Origin of the sequence: Euzebya sp. (assembly GCF_964222135.1) — a bacterium.
Taxonomy (GTDB): Bacteria; Actinomycetota; Nitriliruptoria; order Euzebyales; family Euzebyaceae; genus Euzebya.
In genome coordinates this window covers 25,867-48,101 of the sequence record NZ_CAXQBR010000064.1, presented here as the reverse complement: position 1 = coordinate 48,101, position 22,235 = coordinate 25,867, and the positions used below count along the sequence as shown (strand labels likewise).

Below are 22,235 nucleotides of genomic sequence, written 5' to 3'. Positions count from 1 at the left end.
GCGGCTCTCCCCGCCGCCCACGACCAGGTGGTCGTCGACGACCAGGCCGGCGCCGTCCCAGTCGTCGTTCCACTGCGTGGGCCCGGTGGCGTCGGCGGCGGTGAGGGCCCACAGCTCCCGCGGCGCCGCCCCGTCGAAGGCGATCGCGCGGTACCGCCCGTCGCGCGACCCGCTGTAGACGATCGGGAAGCCGTCGGGGTCCACCGTGACCGATCCCTTGATGATGTCGCCGGTGGGGAACGGCGGGATGATCGCCTCACCGGTGTCGCCGTCGATGAAGTGCACGGCGCGGTCGTACCCGCCGACGACCACCCAGGTGCGGCCCTCGTGGCCGAAGACGGCCGGCTGCCCCGTCCACCCGGTGCCGCACCAGGTGCGCGTCTCCTCCCCCACCGTCGACTCCGCGCACATGGCGCGTCCCGGGTAGCGCCAGCGGAGGGAGGGGTCGTCGCCGATCAGGCCGGTGCCGTGGAAGGTCCGCGTGGCCGTGCCGCGGAAGGTCAGCAGGCCGGCCGGCTGATCCACGGGCGCAGCCGTCGGCGCGGGTGTGGCCGGCGGAGCGGTGGGAGGGGTCGGGGTGGGGACCGGTGCGACCGGCGGGGCCGATGTCGTCGAGGGGGCCGGGACGGTGGCGGGAGCGGTGGTCGCCGTTCCCCCGGTCGGCGACGCGGTGGCCACCTCGGTCTGCCCCGCGGGGCTGAGGACGTACCCGGCGAGGAGGAAGGCCATCGCCGCCGCCACCAGCGCCCGGTCGGCCATCACCGCGGCGGTGCCCCGCCGTCGCGCCCGCCTGCCCACCGCCGCCATCGGACCTGAGCGTACGACCGGACCGCGCCGTCGACGCGGAGGCGGCCCGGGCAGGTCCCGGGATCGCGTGCTACACCGTCTGCGATGGCGACGGACGAGGTGGCGCGGATCCGGGGGTACCTGACCGAGGAGCGGCGGGCGGCGCTGCTGTACCGGCGCCTCGCCGACCAGGTGGAGGGCGAGGAGCGCGCGATCCTGACCAGGCTCGCCGACGACGAGGAGGCCCACGCCGAGCACTGGGAGCGGGTCCTCGACCGCCTCGGCGCCACGGCCCCGACGGGGGGCATCCGGTTGCGCGCCAGCGCCCGGATCGCTGTGTCCCTCGGTCGGCGCGTCGGGCTGGTGGGCGCGATGCCGGCCCTCGAGCGCCACGAGGGCCGCGAGATCACGACCTACCTCGACGAGCCGCACGCCACCGACGAGATGGTCGCCGACGAGCGGGACCACACCGCCATGGTCCGCTCGCTGGCGCCGACGTGGCGGACGGAGGTCGCGGGGACCCTGCGGGCCGGCATCTTCGGCATCTCGGACGGGATCGTGTCGAACCTCGCGCTGGTGATCGGCGTGTTCGGCGCGGGCGCGAGCCGGCAGGCGGTGACCACCGCAGGCATCGCGGGGCTGGTCGCCGGCGCGCTGTCGATGGGGGTGGGTGAGTACGTCTCGGTGGCGAGCCAGCGGGAGGTGCTGCAGGCCGGTGACCACGACCACGGGGACGCGAACCCCGTGCGGGCGGCGGTCGCGTCGTTCCTGACGTTCGCGTTCGGCGCGCTGGTCCCCCTCCTCCCCTTCCTGGTCGGCGGGGGCACCGCGGCCGCCGTCGTCGCGCTCGTCGCGACCGGCAGCCTGCTGTACGGGGTCGGCGCGGCGCTCAGCCTCCTGACCATGCGCTCGGGCGTCCGCTCGGGGCTGCGCCAGCTGCTCCTCGGGTGGGGGGCGGCGGGCGCGACCTACCTGGTGGGTCTGCTGATCGGTGGGGGCACGCCGGTCTGAGCTAGCGTGGCCGCCCCCCTCGAGCCCCGAGACACCGATGCCGATCGTCGCCCACTCCCCCCTGCCCACCTTCGACGCGCTCCGCGCCGCCGGCGAGCCGGTCCTGACCCGGCCCGAGGCGGAGCACCAGGACATCCGCGAGCTCCACATCGGCCTGCTGAACATGATGCCGGACGCCGCGCTCCGGGTGACCGAGCAGCAGTTCATGCGCCTGATCGGCATGGCGAACCCGATCGTCCAGGTGTACGTGCACGTCTTCACGGTCCCCGGTGGCCCGCGGGACGCCGAGACGCGCGCGTACATCGACCGGTACTACACGAGCTTCGACGAGCTGCGGGCGAAGGGCCTCGACGCCCTGGTCGTCACCGGCGCGAACCCCCAGACCGCCAGGCTCGAGGACGAGGAGTTCTACGAGCCGCTGGCCGAGGTGATGGAGTGGGCCGGCGAGCACGTGACCTCGACCCTCTGCTCGTGCCTGTCCACCCACGCGATCCTCCAGCACACCTACGGGGTCCACCGCCGGCCGCTGCTGGCCAAGCGGTGGGGGGTCTACCCGCACCGCAACTGCGAGGTCGACCACCCGCTGCTCCGCGGGATCAACACCCGCTACGACGTGCCGGTGTCGCGGTGGAACGCGATCAGCTCCGCCCAGATCAAGGCCGTCGGCCTGCGGGTGCTGGCCGAGACGGAGGACGGCGACCTTCACGTCGGCACCAGCCCGGACGGGATCCGGACCGTGTTCATGCAGGGCCACCCCGAGTACGACACGGTCAGCCTGCTGAAGGAGTACAAGCGCGAGGTCGACCGCCACCTCCGCGGCGAGATCCCCGCCCCTCCCCTGCCCGAGGGGTACCTCCCGCCCGCGGCCGCGCGGATCGCCGCGGACCACCTGGAGCGCGCCCTGGTCGCCGACGACCCGTCCGCCGTGCCGTTCCCCGAGGCCGAGCTGGTCCGGTACCTCGACAACACGTGGACCGACACGGCGAAGGCGGTCTACAACAACTGGCTCGGTCTGGTGTACCGGTTGACCGGCTTCGAGCGCGGCCGGCCGTTCATGCCCCACGTCGACCCGGACGACCCCCTCGGTCTCAGGGCGCGGACCGCCGGGGCCTGAGGCCGCGGGCGAGGCGAACCGTCCCGGCCCCCTCTACGCTGGCCGGCTGTGTCCGAGTCGGCTGAGACCGCCGGGACCGGGTCGGGCTCCGGCCCCCCGGCCCCCGCACCCGAGGCACCCGCGCGTGACGTCCCCACGGCGGGTGCGCTGCGCGCGCGCCTGGAGGGGGTGACGCTGCGCGACGCGCGCCGGCTCGACCGGGCGATCAGCGCGGCGCGGAAGGTCCGGCCCGCGCCGAAGCGGCACGCCCGCCTGCGCCGCCTGGACGACGAGGTCGCCGCGGCCGAGCGCCGCCTCGCCGAGCGCACCGCACGGATCCCCGCCACCGTCGTGGTCCCCGACGAGCTGCCGATCGCCGAGCGGGCCGACGAGCTGGTGAAGGCGATCAGCGAGAACCAGGTGGTGGTGGTCGCCGGTGAGACCGGGTCCGGCAAGTCGACCCAGCTGCCGAAGCTCTGCCTCCGGGCCGGGCGGGGCGTCCGCGGCATGATCGGGCACACCCAGCCGCGGCGGCTGGCAGCCAGCTCGATCGCGGCCCGGGTCGCTGAGGAGCTCGGCGGCGACGTCGGCGACCTGGTCGGCTACCAGGTCCGCTTCACCGACGCGGTCAGCGAGCGGACCGCGATCAAGGTCATGCCCGACGGCATCCTGCTCAACGAGCTGCAGCGGGACCGCGATCTCAGCGCCTACGACACGATCATCGTCGACGAGGCCCACGAGCGCGGCCTGAACATCGACTTCATCCTGGGCTACCTCGCGCAGCTCCTGCCGCGTCGACCCGACCTCACGGTGATCGTGACCTCCGCGACGATCGACACCGAGCGGTTCGCCGCGCACTTCGCCACCCCCGACGGCACCCCGGCGCCGATCTACGAGGTGTCCGGCCGCACCTACCCCGTCGAGGTCCGCTACCGCCCGCTCGTCGAGACGACCGAGGAGGGGGACGTCGTCGAGCGGGACCTGACCGACGCGATCGTCGACGCGGTCACCGAGCTCGCCGCCGAAGGGCCTGGCGACGTGCTCGTGTTCGCGAGCGGTGAGCGGGACATCCGCGACGCCGCCGACGCGCTGCGGGACGCGGCGAAGCGGTCGCGGGCGCTGTCGGGCATCGAGGTCCTGCCGCTGTACTCACGGCTGTCCGCGGCCGAGCAGCAGCAGGTGTTCGCCCCCCACCGGGGTCGGAGGGTGGTGATCGCCACCAACATCGCCGAGACCTCCCTGACCGTGCCGGGCATCCGCTACGTGGTGGACCCCGGCCTCGCGAGGATCAGCCGGTACAACCGCCGCACGAAGGTGCAGCGGCTGCCGATCGAGCCGATCTCCCAGGCCTCGGCGGACCAGCGGATGGGCCGCTGCGGACGCGTCGGGCCCGGCATCGCGATCCGCCTGTTCGACGCCGACGACTACGACGCCCGGCCGCCGTTCACCGACCCTGAGATCCTGCGGACCAACCTCGCCTCGGTCGTGCTGCAGATGACGGCCCTGGGGCTCGGTGACGTCGCGGCGTTCCCGTTCGTGGAGGCACCCGACAGCCGGTTGGTCGCCGACGGCGTGGCGCTGCTCGAGGAGCTGGGCGCGCTCGCGGCCGGTGGGAGCGGGGCGCTGGCGCTGAGCGACATCGGCCGCAAGCTGGCGCGCATCCCCCTCGACCCGCGGTTGGCGCGGATGCTGCTGGCGGCCGCCGACGAGGGGTGCGTCCACGAGGTCATGGTGATCGCCTCCTTCCTGTCGATCCAGGACCCCCGGGAACGACCACGCGACGTCGCGCACACCGCCGAGCAGCACCACGCCCGGTTCCACGTCCCCGGCTCGGACCCCCTCGGCGTCATCGCGCTGTGGGACCACCTGCGCCGCATGCGCCGCCAGCTCTCGGGCAACCAGTTCCGGAAGCGCTGTCGGGCCGAGTTCCTCCACTTCCTCCGCATCCGCGAGTGGCAGGACGTGCACGGCCAGCTCCGCCGGGTCCTGGCCGACCTCGACATCCCGACCAGCCGCGCGCTCGCGCCGGGCGAGATCCCCGCCGGCGACGCGGCGGACGCGGTCCACCGGGCGATGCTGGCCGGCCTGCTCGGCATGATCGGGATGCGCGACGGCGACTCCCGCGAGTACCTCGGCACGCGGGGCACCCGGTTCCGTATCGGGCGCCGCTCGTCCCTCGCGGACCGGCCTCCCCCCTGGGTGGTCGCAGCCGAGCTGGTGGAGACCACGGGCATGTGGGCGGGGATGGCCGCGGCGATCCGGCCGCAGTGGGTCGAGGCGCTGGCGGGCGACCTGGTGCAGCGCACCCACGGTGAACCGCGGTGGGACCGCGCACGGGGTGCGGCCGTCACCACCGAGCGGGTGACGTTCCGCGGGTTGCCGATCGTCGCGGGCCGGACCGTCGCCCTCTCGCGGGTCGATCCGGCCGCCGCCCGGCGGATGCTGATCGACCAGGGGCTGGTGGAGGGCGACGTCGACGAGCGCTTCGACTTCGCCACGCGCAACGCGGCCATCCTCGATGACGTGCGGGCGTTCGAGGACCGGGTCCGCCGGGTCTTGCTGGCCGACGAGGACGTCCTCCGCGACCTCTACGACGCCCGCATCCCCGACGACGTGACCTCGGTCGCGCACCTCCGCAGCTGGTGGCGACGGGCAGCGGCCGACGACCCGGACCTGCTGGTCCTGGACCGCGACGAGGTGCTGGCCGAGCTCGACGCACCGGATCCCGCGGCCTTCCCCGACACCTGGACCGTCGGGGGCGCCGCACTCGACGTCAGCTACACCTTCGACCCCGCCGTCCCCGAGGCGGACGGGCTCACCGTCGACGTGCCGATCGAGCGGCTGCCGCAGCTGCACCCCGGCACCTTCGACTGGTTGGTGCCCGGGATGCGCGCCGAGCTGGTCACCGCGCTGGTCCGCGCCCTGCCGAAGGCGCTGCGACGCGGGCTCGTGCCGGTGCCGGACACCGTCGCCGCGGTCCTCGACCGCATCGACCCGTCCCAGGGGCCCCTCCTCACCGTCCTCGCCCGAGAGCTGACCCGCGTCGGCGGGCAGCCGGTGACACCGGAGGCCTGGCGGGGCGCGCGGATCCCCGACCACCTGCGGGTGCGCTACCGCATCGTCGACGGGCCGCGGGTGCTGGCGACGGGCAGCGACCTCGGCGCGCTCAAGGAGGGCGTGGCCGCGCACGTCCGGCAGGCAGTCGCCCGCTCCGCTCCCACGCCGCAGGCCACCGGCCTGACGGCGTGGACGATCGGCGACCTGCCGCGGACGGTCACCGCCTCGGGTGGAGGGGTGGAGATGACCAGCTACCCGGCCCTGGTCGACGAGGGGTCCACCGCAGGCGTGCGGTCCTTCCCCACGGCTGCCGAGCAGCGGCGCGCGATGCGCCTCGGGACCCGCCGGCTGCTCCGCCTGTCCCTCCCCAACCCGGTCCGCACGGTCGACCGGGCGCTCGACCGGCCGGTCAAGCTGGCGCTGACCCAGGCCCCCCACGCCGACGTCGCGGTCGTGGTGGAGGACTGCACCGCGTGCGTGATCGACGCGGTCGTCGACGACCACGGCGGACCGGCGTGGACCGCGGAGGGGTTCGAGGCCATCCGCGAGGACCTGCGGGACCGCGCGGACCGACTGATCCCGCTGACCGCGCGGGTGGTCGCCGACGTGGTCACCCGGGCGGCCGCGGTGAAGGACCGGTTGCGCCAGCCCGCACCCCCCGCCCTCGAGGCCGGCCGCCACGACGTCGCCCGGCAGCTCGGGCGGCTGGTGTACCCGGGGTTCGTCGCCGCGACGGGCGGTGCGCGGCTCCGCCACCTCCCCCGCTACCTCCAGGGCATGGAGGTCCGCCTCGACGCGATGGGCCGCAACCCCCAGCGCGATGCCGACGCGATGGCGGTGGTCGCGGACCTCGAGGAGGAGCAGCGGCTCCTCGTCGACCTGCGACCGGGAGCCGCCGATGCCCTCGCGGACCTGCGCTGGCAGCTCGAGGAGCTGCGGATCAGCCTGTTCGCCCAGCAGCTCGGCACCGCCCAGAAGGTGTCCGAGGCGCGGATCCGCGCGGCGCTGGCGGCCATCCGCGTCGGTCACCTGTGAGGCGGAGACGGCTGCACGACGTCACCGCGCCGTGGCGTAGAGTCCGCCCGTGGAGTTCGTCGCCGACCCGGGGGCGCTCCGGTCGCTCTACGAGAGCCCGGGGCCGATGACCTCCGACGAGCTGCCCGCGACCCGCCTCGCCGAGGACCACGTGGCCTTCATCGGGGCCGCGACGCTGGTGGTCGTGGCCACCGCCGACCCCGGGGGCCTGACGTGCTCGCCGAGGGGTGGCGCCCCCGGCACCGTCGCGCTGGTCCGCGACGATCGGACGCTGTGGCTGCCGGACCAGGGCGGCCGCATCCACCAGACCGTCGGGAACCTGATGAACGACCCGCGCATCGGGCTCCTGTTCATGGCGCCGGCCCACGAGCGGACCCTGCGGGTGGAGGGGACGGCACGCGTCGCGGCGGACGACGAGGCCCGTGCGCCCTTCGCCCTGGACGGCGCCGGGCCGAGCACGGTGCTGGTCGTGGACGTGCACCGCGTCCGGCTGTCCGGCGTCGGGCCGCTCCGGCGCTCTGGCCTGCTCGGCGACCGGATCGCCTGAACGCGGGACGTCAGCCGCGCACCCGTCCCTCCGCCTCGGCCTTCAGGCCTGACGCGAAGGTGTCGAAGGACGGCTGCAGGTCCGGCATCGAGCGGGTGACCAGGCCGGCCAACGGGCCGCTGAAGACCTCCCGGACGCTGAACGCCGTCCCGCCGCGCTCGGGTTCGAGGGCGAAGCGGCGGCGACCGCTGAACAACCCCAGCGGCATGCCGTCCTGCCACGTCATGCCGCGCGCGGGCTCGACGTCTGACACCCGGAGGCGGAACGCACGGCCGGGCTGCACCTCGGACCGCACCGAGATGCGCTCGGACTCGGCGATCGTCCCCTCCACCTCCACGACCCCGTTGTCCCACCCGGCGTACCCCGGCCCGTCGGACAGGACCTCCCAGACCACCTCGGGCGGCGCGTCGATCCAGGTCTCCGCCATGTACTCGCGCACCACCGCCTCCTCGAACCACACGACATGAGCGACCCGGATATCCGTAACTGACCTGTTACGGTAACACATGGGCTACGATGATGTCGATGGCTCCCGAACCGCTCGCCGGCGACCCGTTCGAGGCGCTCGGGGATGCGCACCGGCGGACCATCCTCCGGCTGCTGTCGGACGGTGAGGGGTCGGTCCAGGAGATCGCCGACGCGCTGCCGATCAGCCGTCCCGCGGTCTCGCGGCACCTCCGGGTGCTGAGGGACGCGGGGCTCGTCACGGCCCGCGCCGAGGGGACCCGTCGCCTGTACCGGCTGCACGACGCCGGCGTCGAGGCGGTCGAGGCGTACCTCCGCCAGACCTGGGGCGACGCCGTGCGCCGCTTCGCGCTGCTCGCGGACAACACCACCGAGGCTGGCGGAGGGGGGCGTGCCCGTGGACCCGCATGAGGCGCCGGTCGAGGTGGAGGTGGAGGTCGGGTGCTCCCCGGACCACGCCTGGCGGCTGTGGACCGAGCGGATGGACGTCTGGTGGCCCCCCGGGAAGTCGGTCGCCGGCGGTGACGCCGAGGTCGTCGTCGAGGCTCGACCCGGCGGGCGGATCTACGAGCGGACCCCCGACGGCGTCGAGCACGACTGGGGGCGCGTGGTGGCCACGGACCCGCCCCACCGCATCGCGTTCACGTGGCACCTCATGTTCGACGCCGCGGACGCCACCGACGTCGAGGTGACCTTCACCCCGATCGCCGACGGCACACGGGTCAGGGTGGTCCACACCGGGTGGGACCGCCTGGCCCGCGAGCGCGGGACCGACGTGGCCGCCCAGCGCCGCGACCGCAACCGCGCGGGCTGGACCGCGGTGACGGCGGCGTTCCGGGCTGCCGCAGGGGACTAGCCCGCGGCCTGATCCTGGTCGACCGCGGTCCCCTCCGGCTGCTCGACGTCCCCGAGCTCGGGCGCGTCGACGGCCTCCTCGCCGCGCGTGGGCCCGAACTGCACGGCGAGGATGGCGCCCGCCGCCATGCCGAACAGCGTCCAGCCGACCAGCGCGCGGACGCGGCGCTTGCGCTCGGCCTCCCGCTGCTCCTCCGCGGCGTCCTGCACGGCGCGGATGATGCGGTCCGCCTCGGTCTTGGCCGCGTCGCGCAGGTCCAACCCGAGCCCGGCGAGGTTCCGCCGGAGCTGGGCGGACACCTCAGCCGCCTCCGCCCGCAGGCGGTCGCCATCCAGGGTCTCCTCCACCGCGTCGATCGCCTTGGACGCCTTCTTCCGCAGGCGCTTCACCTTCGGCCTGGCGGCGTGGCGGGCCTGGTCCCACTGGTCCTCCGCCGCATCGCTCAGCACCTCGGCCCGATCGACGAGGGTGCTGCGCATCTCCTCCCAGCGCCGCCTGGCCTCGGCCGCCGCGGCATCCCGGCTGGCCTCGTCGGTGATGCCGCTGACCTTCTTCCGCAACGTGTCGGTGCTGATCGTGCGCGTCATGTCCTGCATCCTCCGGCATGGCGGGTGGTGGTGTCGAGGGGGCTCCATACCCGGATCGCCGACACCCCAGACCCGGCGTCGCGGTGCACGGCCGCCGCTGGCAGGCTTGTGGTGCCGTGCAGACCCTCTCCCCCACCGCGTTCGCCGACGCGGTCCGCCGCCGTCGGACCTTCGCGATCATCTCCCACCCCGATGCGGGCAAGACGACGCTGACCGAGAAGGTCCTCCTCTTCGCCGGGGCGGTCGGCGAAGCGGGCGCGGTCAAGTCCCGCCGGACCGCTCGGGCCGCGCGCAGCGACTGGATGGCGCTCGAGCAGGAGCGGGGGATCTCGATCTCCTCGACCGTCCTGCACTTCGCCTACGGCGACCACCGCTTCAACCTGCTCGACACCCCCGGTCACGCCGACTTCTCCGAGGACACCTACCGGACCCTCTGCGCCGCCGACGCCGCGGTCATGGTGCTCGACATCGCGAAGGGCCTCGAGCCGCAGACGCTCAAGCTGTTCAAGGTCTGCGCGGAGCGGGGCCTGCCGATCGTGACGTTCGTCAACAAGTGCGACCGCCCGGGGCTCCCGCCCCTCGGCCTGCTCGACGAGATCACCACGCAGATCGGCATGGAACCGGTCCCACTGACCTGGCCCGTCGCCGACGGCGGCGACTTCGCCGGCATCGTCGACCGCCGCACGGGTGAGCTGCACCGCTACGACGGCACCGAGCGGGGGGCGCGCCGCGGCACCGCCGTCACCGAACCCTTCGCCACCGCCGATCCGGGCAGCTGCCCGCCCGATCGCTGGCAGGCGGCCGCGGAGGAGCTCGAGCTCCTCGACCTCGAGGAGCGGTCCCTCGACGAGAAGCGGTTCCTCGCCGGCGAGCAGACGCCGGTGTTCTTCGGGTCGGCGCTGCAGAACTTCGGGGTCCAGCTCCTGCTCGAGGGGTTCGCGGACCTGGCCCCGAGCCCCGGCCCGGCCGTGGTCGACGAGCCTGCGGACCGCGACACCCAACCCGTGGAGGCGCCCTTCAGCGGCCAGGTCTTCAAGGTGCAGGCGAACATGAACCCCCGCCACCGCGACCGCGTCGCGTTCGTCCGGGTCAACTCGGGGGTCTTCGAGCGCGGGATGAGCGCCACGCTCGCCCGCACCGGCCGCAGCTACCAGCTCAAGTACGCCCACCAGCTGTTCGCCGCGGACCGCAACACCGTCGACGTCGCGGTCGCCGGCGACATCGTCGGCCTGGTGAACGCCACGGACCTCGTCCCCGGGGACACCCTCTACGCCGACGACGCGGTGCGCTTCCCGCCGATCCCCACGTTCAGCCCGGAGCGGTTCGCCGCGGTGCGCTCCACCGACACCAAGCGCTACAAGCAGTTCCGGCGCGGCCTGGTGCAGCTCGACGAGGAGGGCGTGATCCACGTCCTGCGCCGCCCGGAGTTCGGTGACACCGAGCCGATCCTCGCCGGCGTCGGGCAGCTCCAGTTCGAGGTGGCCGAGCACCGGTTCGTCCACGAGTTCGGCTGCCCCGTCCGGATGGAGCCGCTGGCCTGGGAGATCGCGCGCCGCATCGACGCCGCCGCCGTGGATCCGCTGCGGGGCCAGTTCAAGACGTTGGTCGTGACCGACTCCCACGGACGGCACATGGCGCTCTTCGCCTCGCCGGTCGCCCTCGAGAAGGCCGAGCGGGACCACCCCGACATCGACTTCGAGCCGCTCGGCACCGGGTTGGCGCGGCGGGTCGTCTGACCCGCCGAGCGGCCGCGCGATGACGGACGTCCCATCCCCGCGGCGGACCGTCTACGTGGCGGCGGGAGCGGTGTCGATCGCCGGGGCCGACCGGACCCACCGCGCGGTGGCGGTCGAGGGGTCGACGATCACCTGGACCGGCTCGCCGGAGGACGCCCCGCCGGACGCCGACGTGGTCGACCTGGGCGGCGCGTGGCTGCTGCCCGGCTTCGTGGACGCGCACGTCCACGCGACGGCCACCGGGCTGCAGGCGACGGGGGTCGACCTCCGCGGCGCCCGCTCGGCGGCGGACGTGGTGGCGGCCGTCCGGGCCCACGTCGCCCACGACGACCACCGGGTGGTGCACGGGTCGGGGTGGGACGACCACGGCTGGGCAGACGGCCCCCCGACCGCGGCGGCGCTGGCCGACGCCGCACCCGGGTGCACCGTCGTCCTGACCCGCGTCGACGGGCACTCGGTCCTGGTCGATGCGGGGACGCTGGCCGGGCTGGACCTCCGCGGCCACGAGGGCCACGTGCACCGCGGTCCTGACGGGCTGCCGTCGGGCCTGCTGTCGGAGGGCGCGGCCGCCGCGGCGCAGGCGATCGTGCCGGCGCGCCTGTCGCCGGGGCAGCTGGACGCGGCCCGCCGACGGGCGTGCGGGCGGGCGCTCGCCGTCGGCATCACCACGATCCACGAGATGGGGGTCCCGGGGCTGTCGGAGCGGGCGGACGCGGTGGCCTGGGCGACGGGCCCCTGGCCGCTCACCGTCCACGCGTACTGGGCTGCGCCGCCGTGCGACGTCGACCTGGATCCCGACGGCGTCCTCCTGCCCGGCGGGGACCTGTTCCTCGACGGGTCGATCGGGTCGTGCACCGCCGCGACCAGCCAGCCGTACCGCACCGACGACGGGGGCACGGGCGACGGCGAGCTGCTCGTCGACGACGACGACCTGCGCGGCCTGTTCACCGCGGCCACCGCCCGCGGGATCGGCGTCGGCGTCCACGCGATCGGCGACCGCGCCGTCGCCCAGGCGCTCCGCGTGCTCGGCCGCGTCGCCGATGACCTCGGGGTCGACGCGGTCAGGGCCGCCCGGCACCGCATCGAGCACGTGGAGGTCATCAGCCGCCGCCAGGTCGCCGCGATGGCCCACCTCGGCGTGGTGGCCAGCGTGCAGCCGGCGTTCGACGCGACCTGGAACGGCCCCGACGGCCTGTACGAGCACCGCTTCGGCCGTCGCGCGGCGGACCGGACCAACCCCTTCGCCTGGTTCGCCGACGCCGGCGTGGCGCTGTGCCTGTCCTCGGACTCCCCCGTCACCCCGCTCGACCCCTGGGGCGGCGTCCTCGCCGCCGAGCGCCACGCGGGTGGGCTGTCGATCGACCGCCTTGCGGCCCTGCGGGCTGCGACGGTCGGCGGCCACCACGCGGTGCGGGCCGACGACCGGGTCGGCGCGCTGGCGCCGGGGCAGCGCGCCGACATCGTCGCCTGGCCCGGCGACCCGCTGGTCGAGGACCCGTCCGGCTGGACACCCGTGGCCGTCATCAGCCGGGGCATCCTTCGCGCCATCGAATGATGGTGCACAATTCGAGGTCATGATGCGCGCAGCAACCACCACGACCGTCCCGACCCGTCGCGTCCGCGTCGCCATCGTCGGTGCCGGGTTCAGCGGGATCGCCATGGCGCTCGCCCTCGAGCGCGCGGGCCACCTCGACGACGCCGTCATCATCGACGCGGCGGACGAGTTCGGGGGGACGTGGCGCGACAACACCTACCCGGGAGCGGCCTGTGACGTGCCCTCCCACCTGTACTCGCTGCGGGACGAGGAGTACGACTGGCCGCAGTTCTACTCCGGGCAGGGCGCCATCCAGGACTACATCCTCGACGTCGTCGCCCGCCACGACCTCCGCCGGCACGCCCGACTCGGCACCGGCGTGTCCCGCCAGGAGTGGGACGACGCGACGGCCACGTGGACCCTCACCCTCGAGGACGGCGAGGAGATCGAGGCGGAGGTCGTCGTCAACGGCCTGGGCCCGCTGCGACGCCAGGTCCTGCCGTCGATCCCCGGGCGGGAGCGGTTCGAGGGACCGGCGTTCCACTCCTCGGAGTGGGACCCCGACGTCGATGTCACCGGCAAGCGGGTCGGCATCATCGGCACCGGCGCGTCGGCGATCCAGATCGTCCCGGCGGTCGCCGACCAGGTCGCGCACCTCACGGTCTTCCAGCGCACCCCGTCCTGGGTCCTCCCGCGCGTCGAGCGGACCTTCTCCCCCGCCGAGCGCTGGCTGCTGCGCACCGTGCCGGGCGCCCAGCGGGCGGTGCGCACGACGGTCAACCTCATCGTCGAGCACGTCGTCTACCGGATCCTCGCCCTCGACGAGCGCGCCCAGCGCCGCGCCATCGCGCTCGGCACCAAGAACATCGAGCGGTCGATCCGCGACCCCGAGCTGCGCCGCGCGGTCACCCCCTCGCTGACCCCGGGCTGCAAGCGGATCATGTTCTCGAACAGCTACTACGCCGCCCTCGACCAGCCCCACGTGGACCTGGACACCACCGGGATCGCCGAGATCACCCCGACCGGCGTGGTGCTGGGTGACGGCACCGCCATCGACCTCGACGTCCTCGTCTACTCGACCGGCTTCGACCCGCACCACTTCTGGTACCCGATGGACATCGTGGGCCAAGGCGGGGTGAAGCTGCAGGACCACTGGGCCGAGGCGGGAACCGCCTACATGGGCACCACCACCCCCCGGTTCCCCAACCTCTTCTTCCTGCTCGGGCCCAACACCGGCACCGGCCACAACTCCGTCGTGCTCATGGCCGAGGCGCAGGCCGACTACGTCATGGGCGCCCTCGAGTACCTCCGGTCGGGGGCCGCGGCGTGGCTGGCGCCCACCGACGCCGCGACCGAGGCGTACGCCGAGGAGATGGCCCGGCGCCACGAGGACCTGGTCTGGGCGTCGGGGTGCGGGTCGTGGTACCTGAACGAGTCCGGCGTCAACGACACCATCTACCCCGGGCCGGTCCGCGACTTCCAGCGCCGCCTGGCCCGCTTCGACGTCGAGGCCTACGACACCGGGGTGCGCTGAGGGGGCCGGCCGCGACGGTCGCCCCCCGAGCTAGCCTCGGTGACATGCTCGCCGCGGTGGTCATCGCACTGGTGGTCGCGCTCGCCGGCGGCGGGTCCCCCGTGGTGCCCGCGCCCGGTGCTCAGGCACGGCAGCCGGTGTCCGTCGGCGACCGGGGCGCGGTCGACCGGGTGCAGGCGCGGCCGGACGCCGACGCCGCCGGCGAGGACGCGTTCACCGCGCCCGAATCCGCCCAGCACGCCATCGACACCCCGCACTTCCGCCTCCACTGGACCTCCGAGACCGACGACGCGACGACCCCGCAGTTCGTCAAGCTCGCCGCGGAGGTCTTCGAGGAGGTGTGGGACGTCCAGGTCGACGAGCTGGGCTGGCCCGCACCCCTGCCGGACGACGGGCTCGGCGGCAACGACCTCGTCGACGTGTACTTCGTCGACCACGGCGACGGGGCGTACGGCTACGCCGCGGCGGACCTCGAATCGGTGTGCCGGCAGTGCGACGGCGCGCACGGCTACCTGGTGCTCGACAACGACTACGTCGGCTTCGCCCCGGATCCCGAGGGTGCGCTGCGCTCCACGGCGGCGCACGAGTTCAGCCACCTCGTCCAGTTCGGGATGGCCTACTACGGCGAGGCGTGGGCGTACGAGGCGACGGCGGTCTGGCTCGAGCGGGCGACGTTCGGGGACGTCGACGCCCGGACCCAGTACCTGGTCGACTTCGCGGCCCACCCCGACCTGCCGCTGACCGACTTCGGCACCGACAGCGGCGGGTTCGACCGGTCCTACGGCGCGTACGTGTGGAACGTGTGGCTCGCCGACCGGTTCGGCGCGTCGATCGTCCGGGAGGCGTGGGAGGCCGCCGCCGCGACGGACCACCACGTGATGGGCGGCTACGCCACCGCCCTCGCCGCGCGGGGCAGCCTCCTCGAGCGGGAGCTGGTCGCCTTCACCGCGGCCACGGCCGCGTGGGAGGACGGCGGGTTCCCCGGCGAGCCCACCGCCTACCCGGCGGTCTCCCGCGCCGGGCCGTTGGCCTCGGGCACCACGACGACGCTGGTCGTGGACCACACCGCGGCGCACGTCGCGGACGTCCAGGCCGACGGGGAGGAGGTGGTGGTGACGGTGCGCGGACCCAAGTTCGTGGCGGGTGGCATCGCACTGGTGGCGTCCGCCGGCGGCGAGGTCCTGACCAGCGTCGACGACACCCTCTTCGACGGCGAGGCCAGCGTGACCCTGCCGGCGACGGCCGGCGTCGAGTCGGTCACGCTCGTGGTCGTGAACGCGGACCCCGCGCTGGCGGAGCCCAAGCCGCCGGGCACCGACCGTCCCCGCTACCTGTTCGACGACGTGGAGTACCTCGTCGGCGTCGACGTCGACCCCGGACGGCCGGTGAAGCGCTGAGCTGTGACGAACTGCTGACGCGCGGTGCGACCAAGCGCTCACAGGTCGGAGACGTGCGTTACAGTCCGCCCCGTCACGACGACCACGAGGGATCCATCACATGAGCGACCAGGGTTGGAACAACCCGCCCGACAGCGGCTCCGGCGGCCAGCAGGGCTGGGGCGCGCCGCCCCCGCCCCAGTCCGGCGGCGACCAGTGGGGGCAGCAGCCCCCGCCGCCGCAGACGCCCGGCCAGTGGGGTCAGCAGCCCCCTCCCCCGCAGCCACCCGGCGGTGGCTGGAGCCAGCAGCCCCCTCCCCCGCAGGCCCCCGGGCAACCCGGCCAGCCCGGCCAGCCGGGCCAGTGGGGTCAGCAGCCCGCGCAGGGCGGGCAGTGGGGCCAGCAGCCGCAGGCGTCCAGCGGCCTCGACCCGAAGATCGCCGGCATCCTGGCCTACGTCCCCTTCGGCTGGCTCGGCGGCCTGGTGATCTACCTGGTCAACAAGGACCCGCTGTCGCGGTTCCACGGCGCCCAGTCGGTCCTGCTCGGCCTGGTGATCCTGGCCTTCTACATCGCCGCGGGGATCCTCGGCGGGGTCCTCGGGATCTTCCTCGACATCTTCGCCCTGCTCTTCTTCACCATCCTGTACCCGCTGGTGGGCCTCGGCTTCCTGGTGCTGTCGATCTACCTGGCGGTCCAGGGCTACAACGGCAACAAGGTCACGCTGCCGGTGATCGGGCCGATCGCCGAGCAGTGGGCGATGAAGTAGCCCGCCGCACCAGGGTTCAGAAGGACACCGGCGCGTCCCGCAGGCCAGCGAGGACGTCAAGGAAGGCCGACCGCGGCCACAGCTCCGCACCCATCCGCTCCAGGTGGTCGGTGTGGAGCTGGGCGTCGAGCAACCCGAACCCGCGGTCGGCCAGGTGGTCGTCGAGGGTCGCCAGAGCGATCTTCGACGCGTCGCGCTCCCGGTGGAACATCGACTCGCCGGTGAACACCCCGCCGATCGCGACCCCGTAGATGCCGCCCACCAAGCGGTCGCCGTCCCACACCTCGACGCTGTGGGCGTGCCCGAGCCGGTGGAGGGCGGCGTAGGCCTCCCGCATCGCCTGGGTGATCCACGTCCCCTCCCCCGGCCGGACCGCGCAGCCCCGCACCACCTGCTCGAACGAGGTGTCGGTCGTGGTCGAGAACCCGCTGGTCCGCATGCGCCGCCGCAACGACCTGGACCGGTGCACCCCGCCGACGGGGAACACCGCGCGGGGGTCCGGCGACCACCACCAGATCGATCCGCGCCCGTCGGGCCACGGGAAGATGCCCTGGCGGTAGGCCTCGACCAGCGTCGCGGGCCGGAGGTCGTCCCCGACCGCGAGGGGACCGTCCGGCGGCGCGGTGCGGGGGTCCGGGAAGATGGCGTGCACGGACCCCATCCTGCCGGGGCGGGTCGGGTGCGGGGTGGTCGTCGCGGCACGTCCTCGCGGATGGAATCGACATCTCCACCGTGTGGTCGGTCCGGGGCCGTGGATGGATTCGACAACGCCGGTGGCGTCACCCTCCCTCACGAGTTGATCCATCCCTCAGCAGTGTTCTCCGACCACTCACACCACGGCGCATCGCGGTGATGGTGTCCATTCCATCCCGGCGTGCCCCCCACGGGCTCGTCCGAGGATGTCGATTCCATCCATGGGGAGAGGGGGAGGGGTGGAGGGTCTGGAGGGGTGGAGGGTCCTGTCAGACCCCCATCGCGTGGACGCCGCCGTCGCAGTGGACGATCTCGCCGGTGACGGCCGGCATCCAGTCGCTCAGCAGGCCGCAGACGACCCGGCCGACCGGTTCGGCGTCGGTGACGTCCCAGCCGAGCGGGGCGCGGTCGCCCCAGGTGTCCTCGAAGGACGTGAACCCCTCGATCTGGCGTGCCGCCATCGTCTTGAGCGGGCCGGCGGCGACCAGGTTCACGCGGGTGCCCTGGCCGCCGAGCTCCCGGGCGGTGTACCGGCAGGCGCTCTCGAGGCCGGCCTTCGCCACGCCCATCCAGTCGTAGGACGGCCACGCGACGGTCGCGTCGAAGTCCAACCCGACGTAGGAGCCGCCGCCCGCCGCCGCGAGCAGCGGGGCGAACGCCCTGCCGAGGGTGGCGAAGGAGTAGGTGCTGACGCGCACGGCGGTCGCGACGTCCTCCCACGGGGTGGCGAGGAAGTCCCCGCCGATCGCGCTGGCCGGCGCGAAGCCGATGGCGTGGACCAGCCCGTCGAGCGCGCCCCAGCGGGCGTCGAGGTCGTCCACGACGGCGGCGATCTGGTCGTCGTCGGTGGCGTCCATCTCGAGCACCGGCGGCTCGGTGGGCAGGCGGCCGGCCACGCGCTGGGTCAGGCGCATGCCCTTGCCGAAGCCGGTGAGCACCACCTCGGCGCCCTGGGACTGGGCCAGCCGGGCGGTCGCGAACGCGATCGAGGCCTCGGTCAGGACGCCGGTGACGAGCAGACGCTTGCCGGCCAGCAGGCCGGTGGGGGTGTCGGGCATCTGCGCGGCGCTCACTGCGGCAGGTTGTCGTGGCGGAAGCCCGGCTCGATCGCGCCGCGGAGCGCCGCCAGGGTGCCGGCGACCACCGACCGGGTGTCGGCCGGGTCGATGATCTCGTCGACGCTGAGGATCTCCGCGGGCCGGTCGGGGCGCATCGCCTGGGCGCGGTAGTCCTCGACCAGCTGGGCGCGGCTGCTCGGGTCGGCGGCGATGGCCTTGCGGTGCAGCACGTCGACGGCGCCCTCGGCCCCCATGACCGCGATCTCCGCGCCTGGCCAGCTGAAGACGGCGTCGGCGCCGATCTCCCGTGAGTTCATGACGATGTACGCGCCGCCGAAGGCCTTCCGCAGGATCACCGACACCCGGGGGACGGTCGCCTCGGCGAAGGCGTAGAGCAGCTTGGCGCCCTTGCGGATGATCCCGGAGGACTCCTGGCCGGTGCCGGGCAGGAACCCCGGGACGTCGACGAGCACCACCAGGGGGAGGCCGAAGGCGTCGCACATCCGCACGAACCTGGCGCCCTTCTCGCTGGCGGCGATGTCGAGGCAGCCGGCGAGCACCGACGGCTGGTTGGCGACGACGCCGACGGGGCTGCCGTCGATCCGGGCGAAGGCGGTCACCAGGTTGCGGGCGTGCCCGGCGGACAGCTCGAGCACCGAGTCGGCGTCGACCACCCCGCGGATCACGTCGCGCACGTCGTAGGGCTGGCGGTGGTCGTCCGGGACCGCTGCGGTGCCGGACGGCGGTCGCGGAGGGGCGAGGGGCAGGTCGTCCCACGCCGAGGACGGCAGGTAGCCGAGCACCTGGCGGGCCAGCGCCAGCGCGTCGTCGGTGTCGTCGGCGACCAGGTGGGCGACGCCCGAGGTGGTGCTGTGCACGTCGGCGCCGCCCAGGTCGCCCAGGCTGACGTCTTCGAACGTGACCGCCTTCACGACCCGCGGCCCGGTGACGAACATGTGCGCGCGGTCGCGGGCCATGATCACGATGTCGGTCAGAGCCGGGGAGTACACCGCACCGCCGGCGCACGGCCCCAGCACGACCGAGATCTGCGGGATGCGGCCGGACGCCCGCACGTTGCGGAAGAAGATCTTCCCGTAGCCGTCGAGGGAGGCGATGCCCTCCTGGATCCGTGCCCCGCCGCTGTCGAGCAGGCCGATGACGGGGGTCCGGGCGCGTGCGGCGCGATCCATCACCATCGCGATCTTCTGGGCGTGGACGGGGCCGAGCGATCCGCCCAGGGCAGTCGGGTCCTGGGCGAACAGCCCGACGGTCCGCCCGTCGATGCCCACGGTGCCGGTGACGACCCCGTCGCCGTCGGGCCGCTTCGCGTCGAGCCCGAAGGCGGTCGTCTGGTGCCGCGCGGTCGAGCCGAACTCGATGAACGAGCCGGGATCGGCGACCGCGTCGATGCGTGCGCGAGCGTCGGGCCGGGTGGCGGTGGTGCTGGTGGCGCTCATGGGTCGGGGGACCTCGTCGGTGGTGGGTGCGGGGCCGTCAGGCCTGCGTGAGGGCGAGCACGGCGTTCTGGCCGCCGAAGCCGAAGGAGTCGCTGATCGCGACCTCGACCGCGGCGTCGCGGGGGGCCTTGGCGACGACGTCGACCTCGACCTCGGGGTCCTGGCTGTCCAGGTTGGCGGTGGGCGGGATGACGCCCCGGTGGATCGCGAGGGCGCTGAAGGCCGCCTCGATCGCGCCGGCGCCGCCGAGCGCGTGGCCGGTGACGCCCTTGGTGGAGGTGACGGCCGGGCCGTGGGGCATCACGCGTCGGATCATCCGGGCCTCGCTGACGTCGTTCAGCGGTGTCGAGGTCCCGTGGGCGTTGACGTGGTCGACGTCGGCTGGTGACAGGTCCGCGTCGGCGAGCGCGGCGCGGACCGCGGCCTCGCCGCCCTGGCCCTGGGGGTCGGGGGCGGTCACGTGGTGGCCGTCGGCGCTGGCGCCGTAGCCGGCGAGGCGGGCGTAGCGGCGGACGCCGCGGGCGCTCGCGTCGGCGGCCCGCTCGAGGATCAGGACGCCGGCGGCCTCGGCGATGACGAAGCCGTCGCGGTCGACGTCGAAGGGACGCGACGCCCGGGCGGGGTCGTCCACCCGGTTCGACAGGGCGGTCATGTTGGCGAAGCCGGCGACCGACAGCGGCGTGATGCCGGCCTCGGTCCCGCCGGCGATGACGATGTCGCAGCGGCCGAGCCGCAGCATGTCGAGGGCGGTCCCGATGGCCGTCGCACCCGACGCGCACGCGGTGGCCGTGGCCAGGTTGGGCCCGTGGGCGCTGAACGCCATCGCGACGTGGCCCGCCGCCATGTTCGGGATCATCCGGGGGATGAGGTGCGGCGACACGCGGCTGTGGCCGCGCTCGAGCAGGACGGAGTGCTGCTCCTCCCAGGTCGGGGCGCCGCCCATGCCGCAGCCGATGACCACGCCGACGCGGGCGCCGTCCCAGGTGTCGGCGTCGAGTTCGGCGTCGGCGATGGCCTCGGCGGCGGCGACGAGCGTGAGCTGCACGAAGCGGTCGAGCTTCCGCGCGCGGCGGCCGAGGTGCTCGGTGCCGTCGAAGTCGGGGATCCGGCAGGACATGGTGACGTCGAGGCCCTCGAGGGCGGGGTCGGTTGCGGCCGTCCCCTCCCCGCGCAGGACGGCGTCCCAGGACGCCTCCCGGCCCACGCCACCCGGGGTCACCAGGCCGATGCCGGTGACCGCGACGTCAGGTGTGGTGCGCTCAGACACTGGCGCCCTTGGACTCGAGCAGCGTGACGGCGTCGCCGACGGTCTTCAGCTCGGCGGCCTCGTCGTCGCTGATCTTCACGCCGAGCTCGTCCTCGGCGGCCATCGAGAACTCCACCAGGTCGAGGGAGTCGAGGTCGAGCGCCTCGAAGGTCGCCTCGCGGCTGATCTCGTCGGGGGCGATGCCGAACTTGTCGTCGAGCATCGACACGATCTTGTCGTACACGGTCATGGGTCTCTCCTGTGGGTGTCGCGGTGCGGCGCGGCCGGTCGGCCGCGCGGGGTGGCACCGTCCGGTGCCGGTGGTGTGGCGGGTTGGGTGGTGGGCGGTGTGCTCAGGCGATCGGCAGGTCGGGCCAGGTGAGCGTCGTCGACCCCCACGTCAGGCCGCCGCCGAAGGCGGTCAGCAGGACCTTGTCCCCTGCGGCGACGGCGCCGCGCTCGTGGGCGTGGGCCATCGCGATGGGGATGGAGGCCGCAGAGGTGTTGCCGACGGCGTCGATGTTCACGACGCTGCGGGCCGTGTCGACGCCGAGCTCGTGGCAGAGGCCGTCGAGGATCCGGACGTTCGCCTGGTGGCCGATGACCGCGTCGACGTCGTCCACGGCCCAGCCGCGGCGCGCGAGGGCGGCACGGCTGGAGGCGGCCATCGTGGGGATGGCGCGGCGGTACACCGCGCGGCCGTCCATCACGAGGTAGTCGTCGCGGGTCACCGGTCGGCCGGGGGTGAGGGGTGCGCGGCCCGCACCGCCGTCGACCCGGATCAGGTCGCTGTCCTCGCCGTCGGCGCCGAGGTCGAAGGGACCGAAGGCCCCGGGCTCGTCGGGCGGCCCGGCGCGGACCCCGACGGCGCCGGCGCCGTCGCCGAAGATCACCGCGGTGTTGCGGTCGGTCGGGTACAGGACCTCGCTCATCACCTCGGTGCCGATGACCAGCACCCGGCGGGCCGTCCCGGCCGCGATCAGGCCCTGTGCGGTCGCGGCCGCGTACACGAAGCCGCTGCAGATGGCGGCCACGTCGAAGGCGGCGACCCGGCCGAGGCCGAGGGCCGCGGCGACGTCGGGCGCGGTCGCCGGGCAGCGGCGATCCGGGGTCATCGTGGCCAGCACGACCGCGTCGACGTCGGTGGCGCCGTCCGCGGTCGCCTTGAGGGCCTCGCGGCTGGCCTCGACCGCCAGGTGGAGGGAGGTCTCACCGGGCGCGGCGCGCCGGCGCTCGCGGATCCCCGTGCGGGTCCGGATCCACTCGTCAGAGGTGTCCATCACCTCGGACAGGTCGTCGTTGGTGACCACCTGGGCCGGGAGGTGGGCCCCCACACCGGTCAGGACCATGGCCGGCACGCCGGTCATGTGCGCTCGCCTCTGCGGGGCGTCGAGG

19 protein-coding genes and 1 pseudogene are annotated in these 22,235 nt (G+C 74.2%); 11 read left to right on the top strand and 9 right to left on the bottom strand.

Translation table 11 applies throughout. The features are described 5' to 3' along the window. Window positions 1–807 (bottom strand): annotated as a pseudogene (locus tag ACEQ2X_RS13450) (hypothetical protein); the annotation flags it as partial. A gap of 84 nt (window positions 808–891) precedes the next feature. Between ACEQ2X_RS13450 and ACEQ2X_RS13445 the strand changes: the two are divergent. Genes ACEQ2X_RS13445 through ACEQ2X_RS13430 form a run of 4 tightly spaced genes read left to right on the top strand, consistent with a single transcriptional unit; the run spans window position 892 to window position 7,529 of the window. Continuing rightward, entirely contained in the window at window positions 892–1,797 is a 906-nt protein-coding gene (locus ACEQ2X_RS13445; protein ID WP_370326328.1) for a VIT1/CCC1 transporter family protein, read from the top strand. A 37-nt stretch (window positions 1,798–1,834) separates the two neighbouring features. Further along, the gene (locus ACEQ2X_RS13440; RefSeq protein WP_370326327.1) at window positions 1,835–2,911 is read left to right on the top strand and encodes a homoserine O-succinyltransferase; all 1,077 of its coding nucleotides are present in this window, start codon (window positions 1,835–1,837) and stop codon (window positions 2,909–2,911) included. Window positions 2,912–2,959: 48 nt separating this feature from the next. Continuing rightward, on the top strand, window positions 2,960–6,982 hold the full coding sequence (gene hrpA / locus ACEQ2X_RS13435) for an ATP-dependent RNA helicase HrpA (RefSeq protein WP_370326326.1): 4,023 nt from the start codon (window positions 2,960–2,962) through the stop codon (window positions 6,980–6,982). A 49-nt stretch (window positions 6,983–7,031) separates the two neighbouring features. Next, entirely contained in the window at window positions 7,032–7,529 is a 498-nt protein-coding gene (locus tag ACEQ2X_RS13430; protein WP_370326325.1) for a pyridoxamine 5'-phosphate oxidase family protein, read from the top strand. A gap of 10 nt (window positions 7,530–7,539) precedes the next feature. Here ACEQ2X_RS13430 and ACEQ2X_RS13425 read toward each other — a convergent pair whose 3' ends face one another. Continuing rightward, window positions 7,540–7,968 carry an SRPBCC family protein gene (locus ACEQ2X_RS13425; protein WP_370326324.1) on the bottom strand — a complete coding sequence of 143 codons (429 nt, stop codon included), beginning with the start codon at window positions 7,966–7,968 and terminating at the stop codon, window positions 7,540–7,542. A gap of 86 nt (window positions 7,969–8,054) precedes the next feature. Here ACEQ2X_RS13425 and ACEQ2X_RS13420 point away from each other — a divergent pair, with 86 nt between their 5' ends. Beyond that, window positions 8,055–8,405 carry an ArsR/SmtB family transcription factor gene (locus tag ACEQ2X_RS13420; RefSeq protein ID WP_370326323.1) on the top strand — a complete coding sequence of 117 codons (351 nt, stop codon included), beginning with the start codon at window positions 8,055–8,057 and terminating at the stop codon, window positions 8,403–8,405. Next, complete coding sequence (locus ACEQ2X_RS13415; protein WP_372530564.1) at window positions 8,392–8,850, top strand: SRPBCC domain-containing protein; 459 nt, start codon at window positions 8,392–8,394, stop codon at window positions 8,848–8,850. Before ACEQ2X_RS13420 ends, ACEQ2X_RS13415 begins: the two co-directional genes overlap by 14 nt. Here ACEQ2X_RS13415 and ACEQ2X_RS13410 read toward each other — a convergent pair. Beyond that, entirely contained in the window at window positions 8,847–9,437 is a 591-nt protein-coding gene (locus tag ACEQ2X_RS13410; protein ID WP_370326321.1) for a hypothetical protein, read from the bottom strand. The two genes, ACEQ2X_RS13415 and ACEQ2X_RS13410, sit on opposite strands and share 4 nt — an antisense overlap. Window positions 9,438–9,553: 116 nt before the next feature. On the opposite strand from ACEQ2X_RS13410, the gene ACEQ2X_RS13405 reads away from it, so the two are divergent. The 5 genes from ACEQ2X_RS13405 (at window position 9,554) to ACEQ2X_RS13385 (ending at window position 16,386) form a co-directional block, all read left to right on the top strand. Then, complete coding sequence (locus tag ACEQ2X_RS13405) at window positions 9,554–11,173, top strand: peptide chain release factor 3 (protein ID WP_370326320.1); 1,620 nt, start codon at window positions 9,554–9,556, stop codon at window positions 11,171–11,173. A gap of 19 nt (window positions 11,174–11,192) precedes the next feature. Then, window positions 11,193–12,728, top strand: a complete 1,536-nt coding sequence (locus ACEQ2X_RS13400) for an amidohydrolase (protein WP_370326319.1) — start codon at window positions 11,193–11,195, stop codon at window positions 12,726–12,728. A 19-nt stretch (window positions 12,729–12,747) separates the two neighbouring features. After that, the gene (locus ACEQ2X_RS13395; protein WP_370326318.1) at window positions 12,748–14,241 is read left to right on the top strand and encodes a flavin-containing monooxygenase; all 1,494 of its coding nucleotides are present in this window, start codon (window positions 12,748–12,750) and stop codon (window positions 14,239–14,241) included. A 44-nt stretch (window positions 14,242–14,285) separates the two neighbouring features. Further along, window positions 14,286–15,638 (top strand): MXAN_6640 family putative metalloprotease, encoded by a 1,353-nt coding sequence (locus ACEQ2X_RS13390; RefSeq protein WP_370326317.1) that lies wholly within the window; start codon window positions 14,286–14,288, stop codon window positions 15,636–15,638. Window positions 15,639–15,738: 100 nt separating this feature from the next. Continuing rightward, window positions 15,739–16,386, top strand: a complete 648-nt coding sequence (locus ACEQ2X_RS13385) for a DUF4870 domain-containing protein (protein ID WP_370326316.1) — start codon at window positions 15,739–15,741, stop codon at window positions 16,384–16,386. Between the two features lie 16 nt (window positions 16,387–16,402). Here the strand turns inward: ACEQ2X_RS13385 and aat are convergent, their stop codons facing one another. The 6 genes from aat to ACEQ2X_RS13355 form a co-directional block, all read right to left on the bottom strand. Next, window positions 16,403–17,038, bottom strand: coding sequence for a leucyl/phenylalanyl-tRNA--protein transferase (aat, locus tag ACEQ2X_RS13380; RefSeq protein ID WP_370326315.1), 636 nt, complete (start codon window positions 17,036–17,038; stop codon window positions 16,403–16,405). A 310-nt stretch (window positions 17,039–17,348) separates the two neighbouring features. Beyond that, complete coding sequence (gene fabI / locus ACEQ2X_RS13375; RefSeq protein ID WP_370326330.1) at window positions 17,349–18,137, bottom strand: enoyl-ACP reductase FabI; 789 nt, start codon at window positions 18,135–18,137, stop codon at window positions 17,349–17,351. Window positions 18,138–18,148: 11 nt separating this feature from the next. Further along, window positions 18,149–19,594, bottom strand: coding sequence for an acyl-CoA carboxylase subunit beta (locus tag ACEQ2X_RS13370; RefSeq protein WP_370326314.1), 1,446 nt, complete (start codon window positions 19,592–19,594; stop codon window positions 18,149–18,151). Between the two features lie 37 nt (window positions 19,595–19,631). Continuing rightward, entirely contained in the window at window positions 19,632–20,861 is a 1,230-nt protein-coding gene (locus ACEQ2X_RS13365; RefSeq protein WP_370326313.1) for a beta-ketoacyl synthase, read from the bottom strand. Continuing rightward, the gene (locus ACEQ2X_RS13360) at window positions 20,854–21,090 is read right to left on the bottom strand and encodes an acyl carrier protein (RefSeq protein WP_370326312.1); all 237 of its coding nucleotides are present in this window, start codon (window positions 21,088–21,090) and stop codon (window positions 20,854–20,856) included. The genes ACEQ2X_RS13365 and ACEQ2X_RS13360 overlap by 8 nt, the downstream gene beginning before the upstream one ends. 103 nt (window positions 21,091–21,193) lie before the next feature. Beyond that, window positions 21,194–22,207, bottom strand: coding sequence for a beta-ketoacyl-ACP synthase III (locus ACEQ2X_RS13355; RefSeq protein WP_370326311.1), 1,014 nt, complete (start codon window positions 22,205–22,207; stop codon window positions 21,194–21,196). Window positions 22,208–22,235 lie beyond the last annotated feature (28 nt).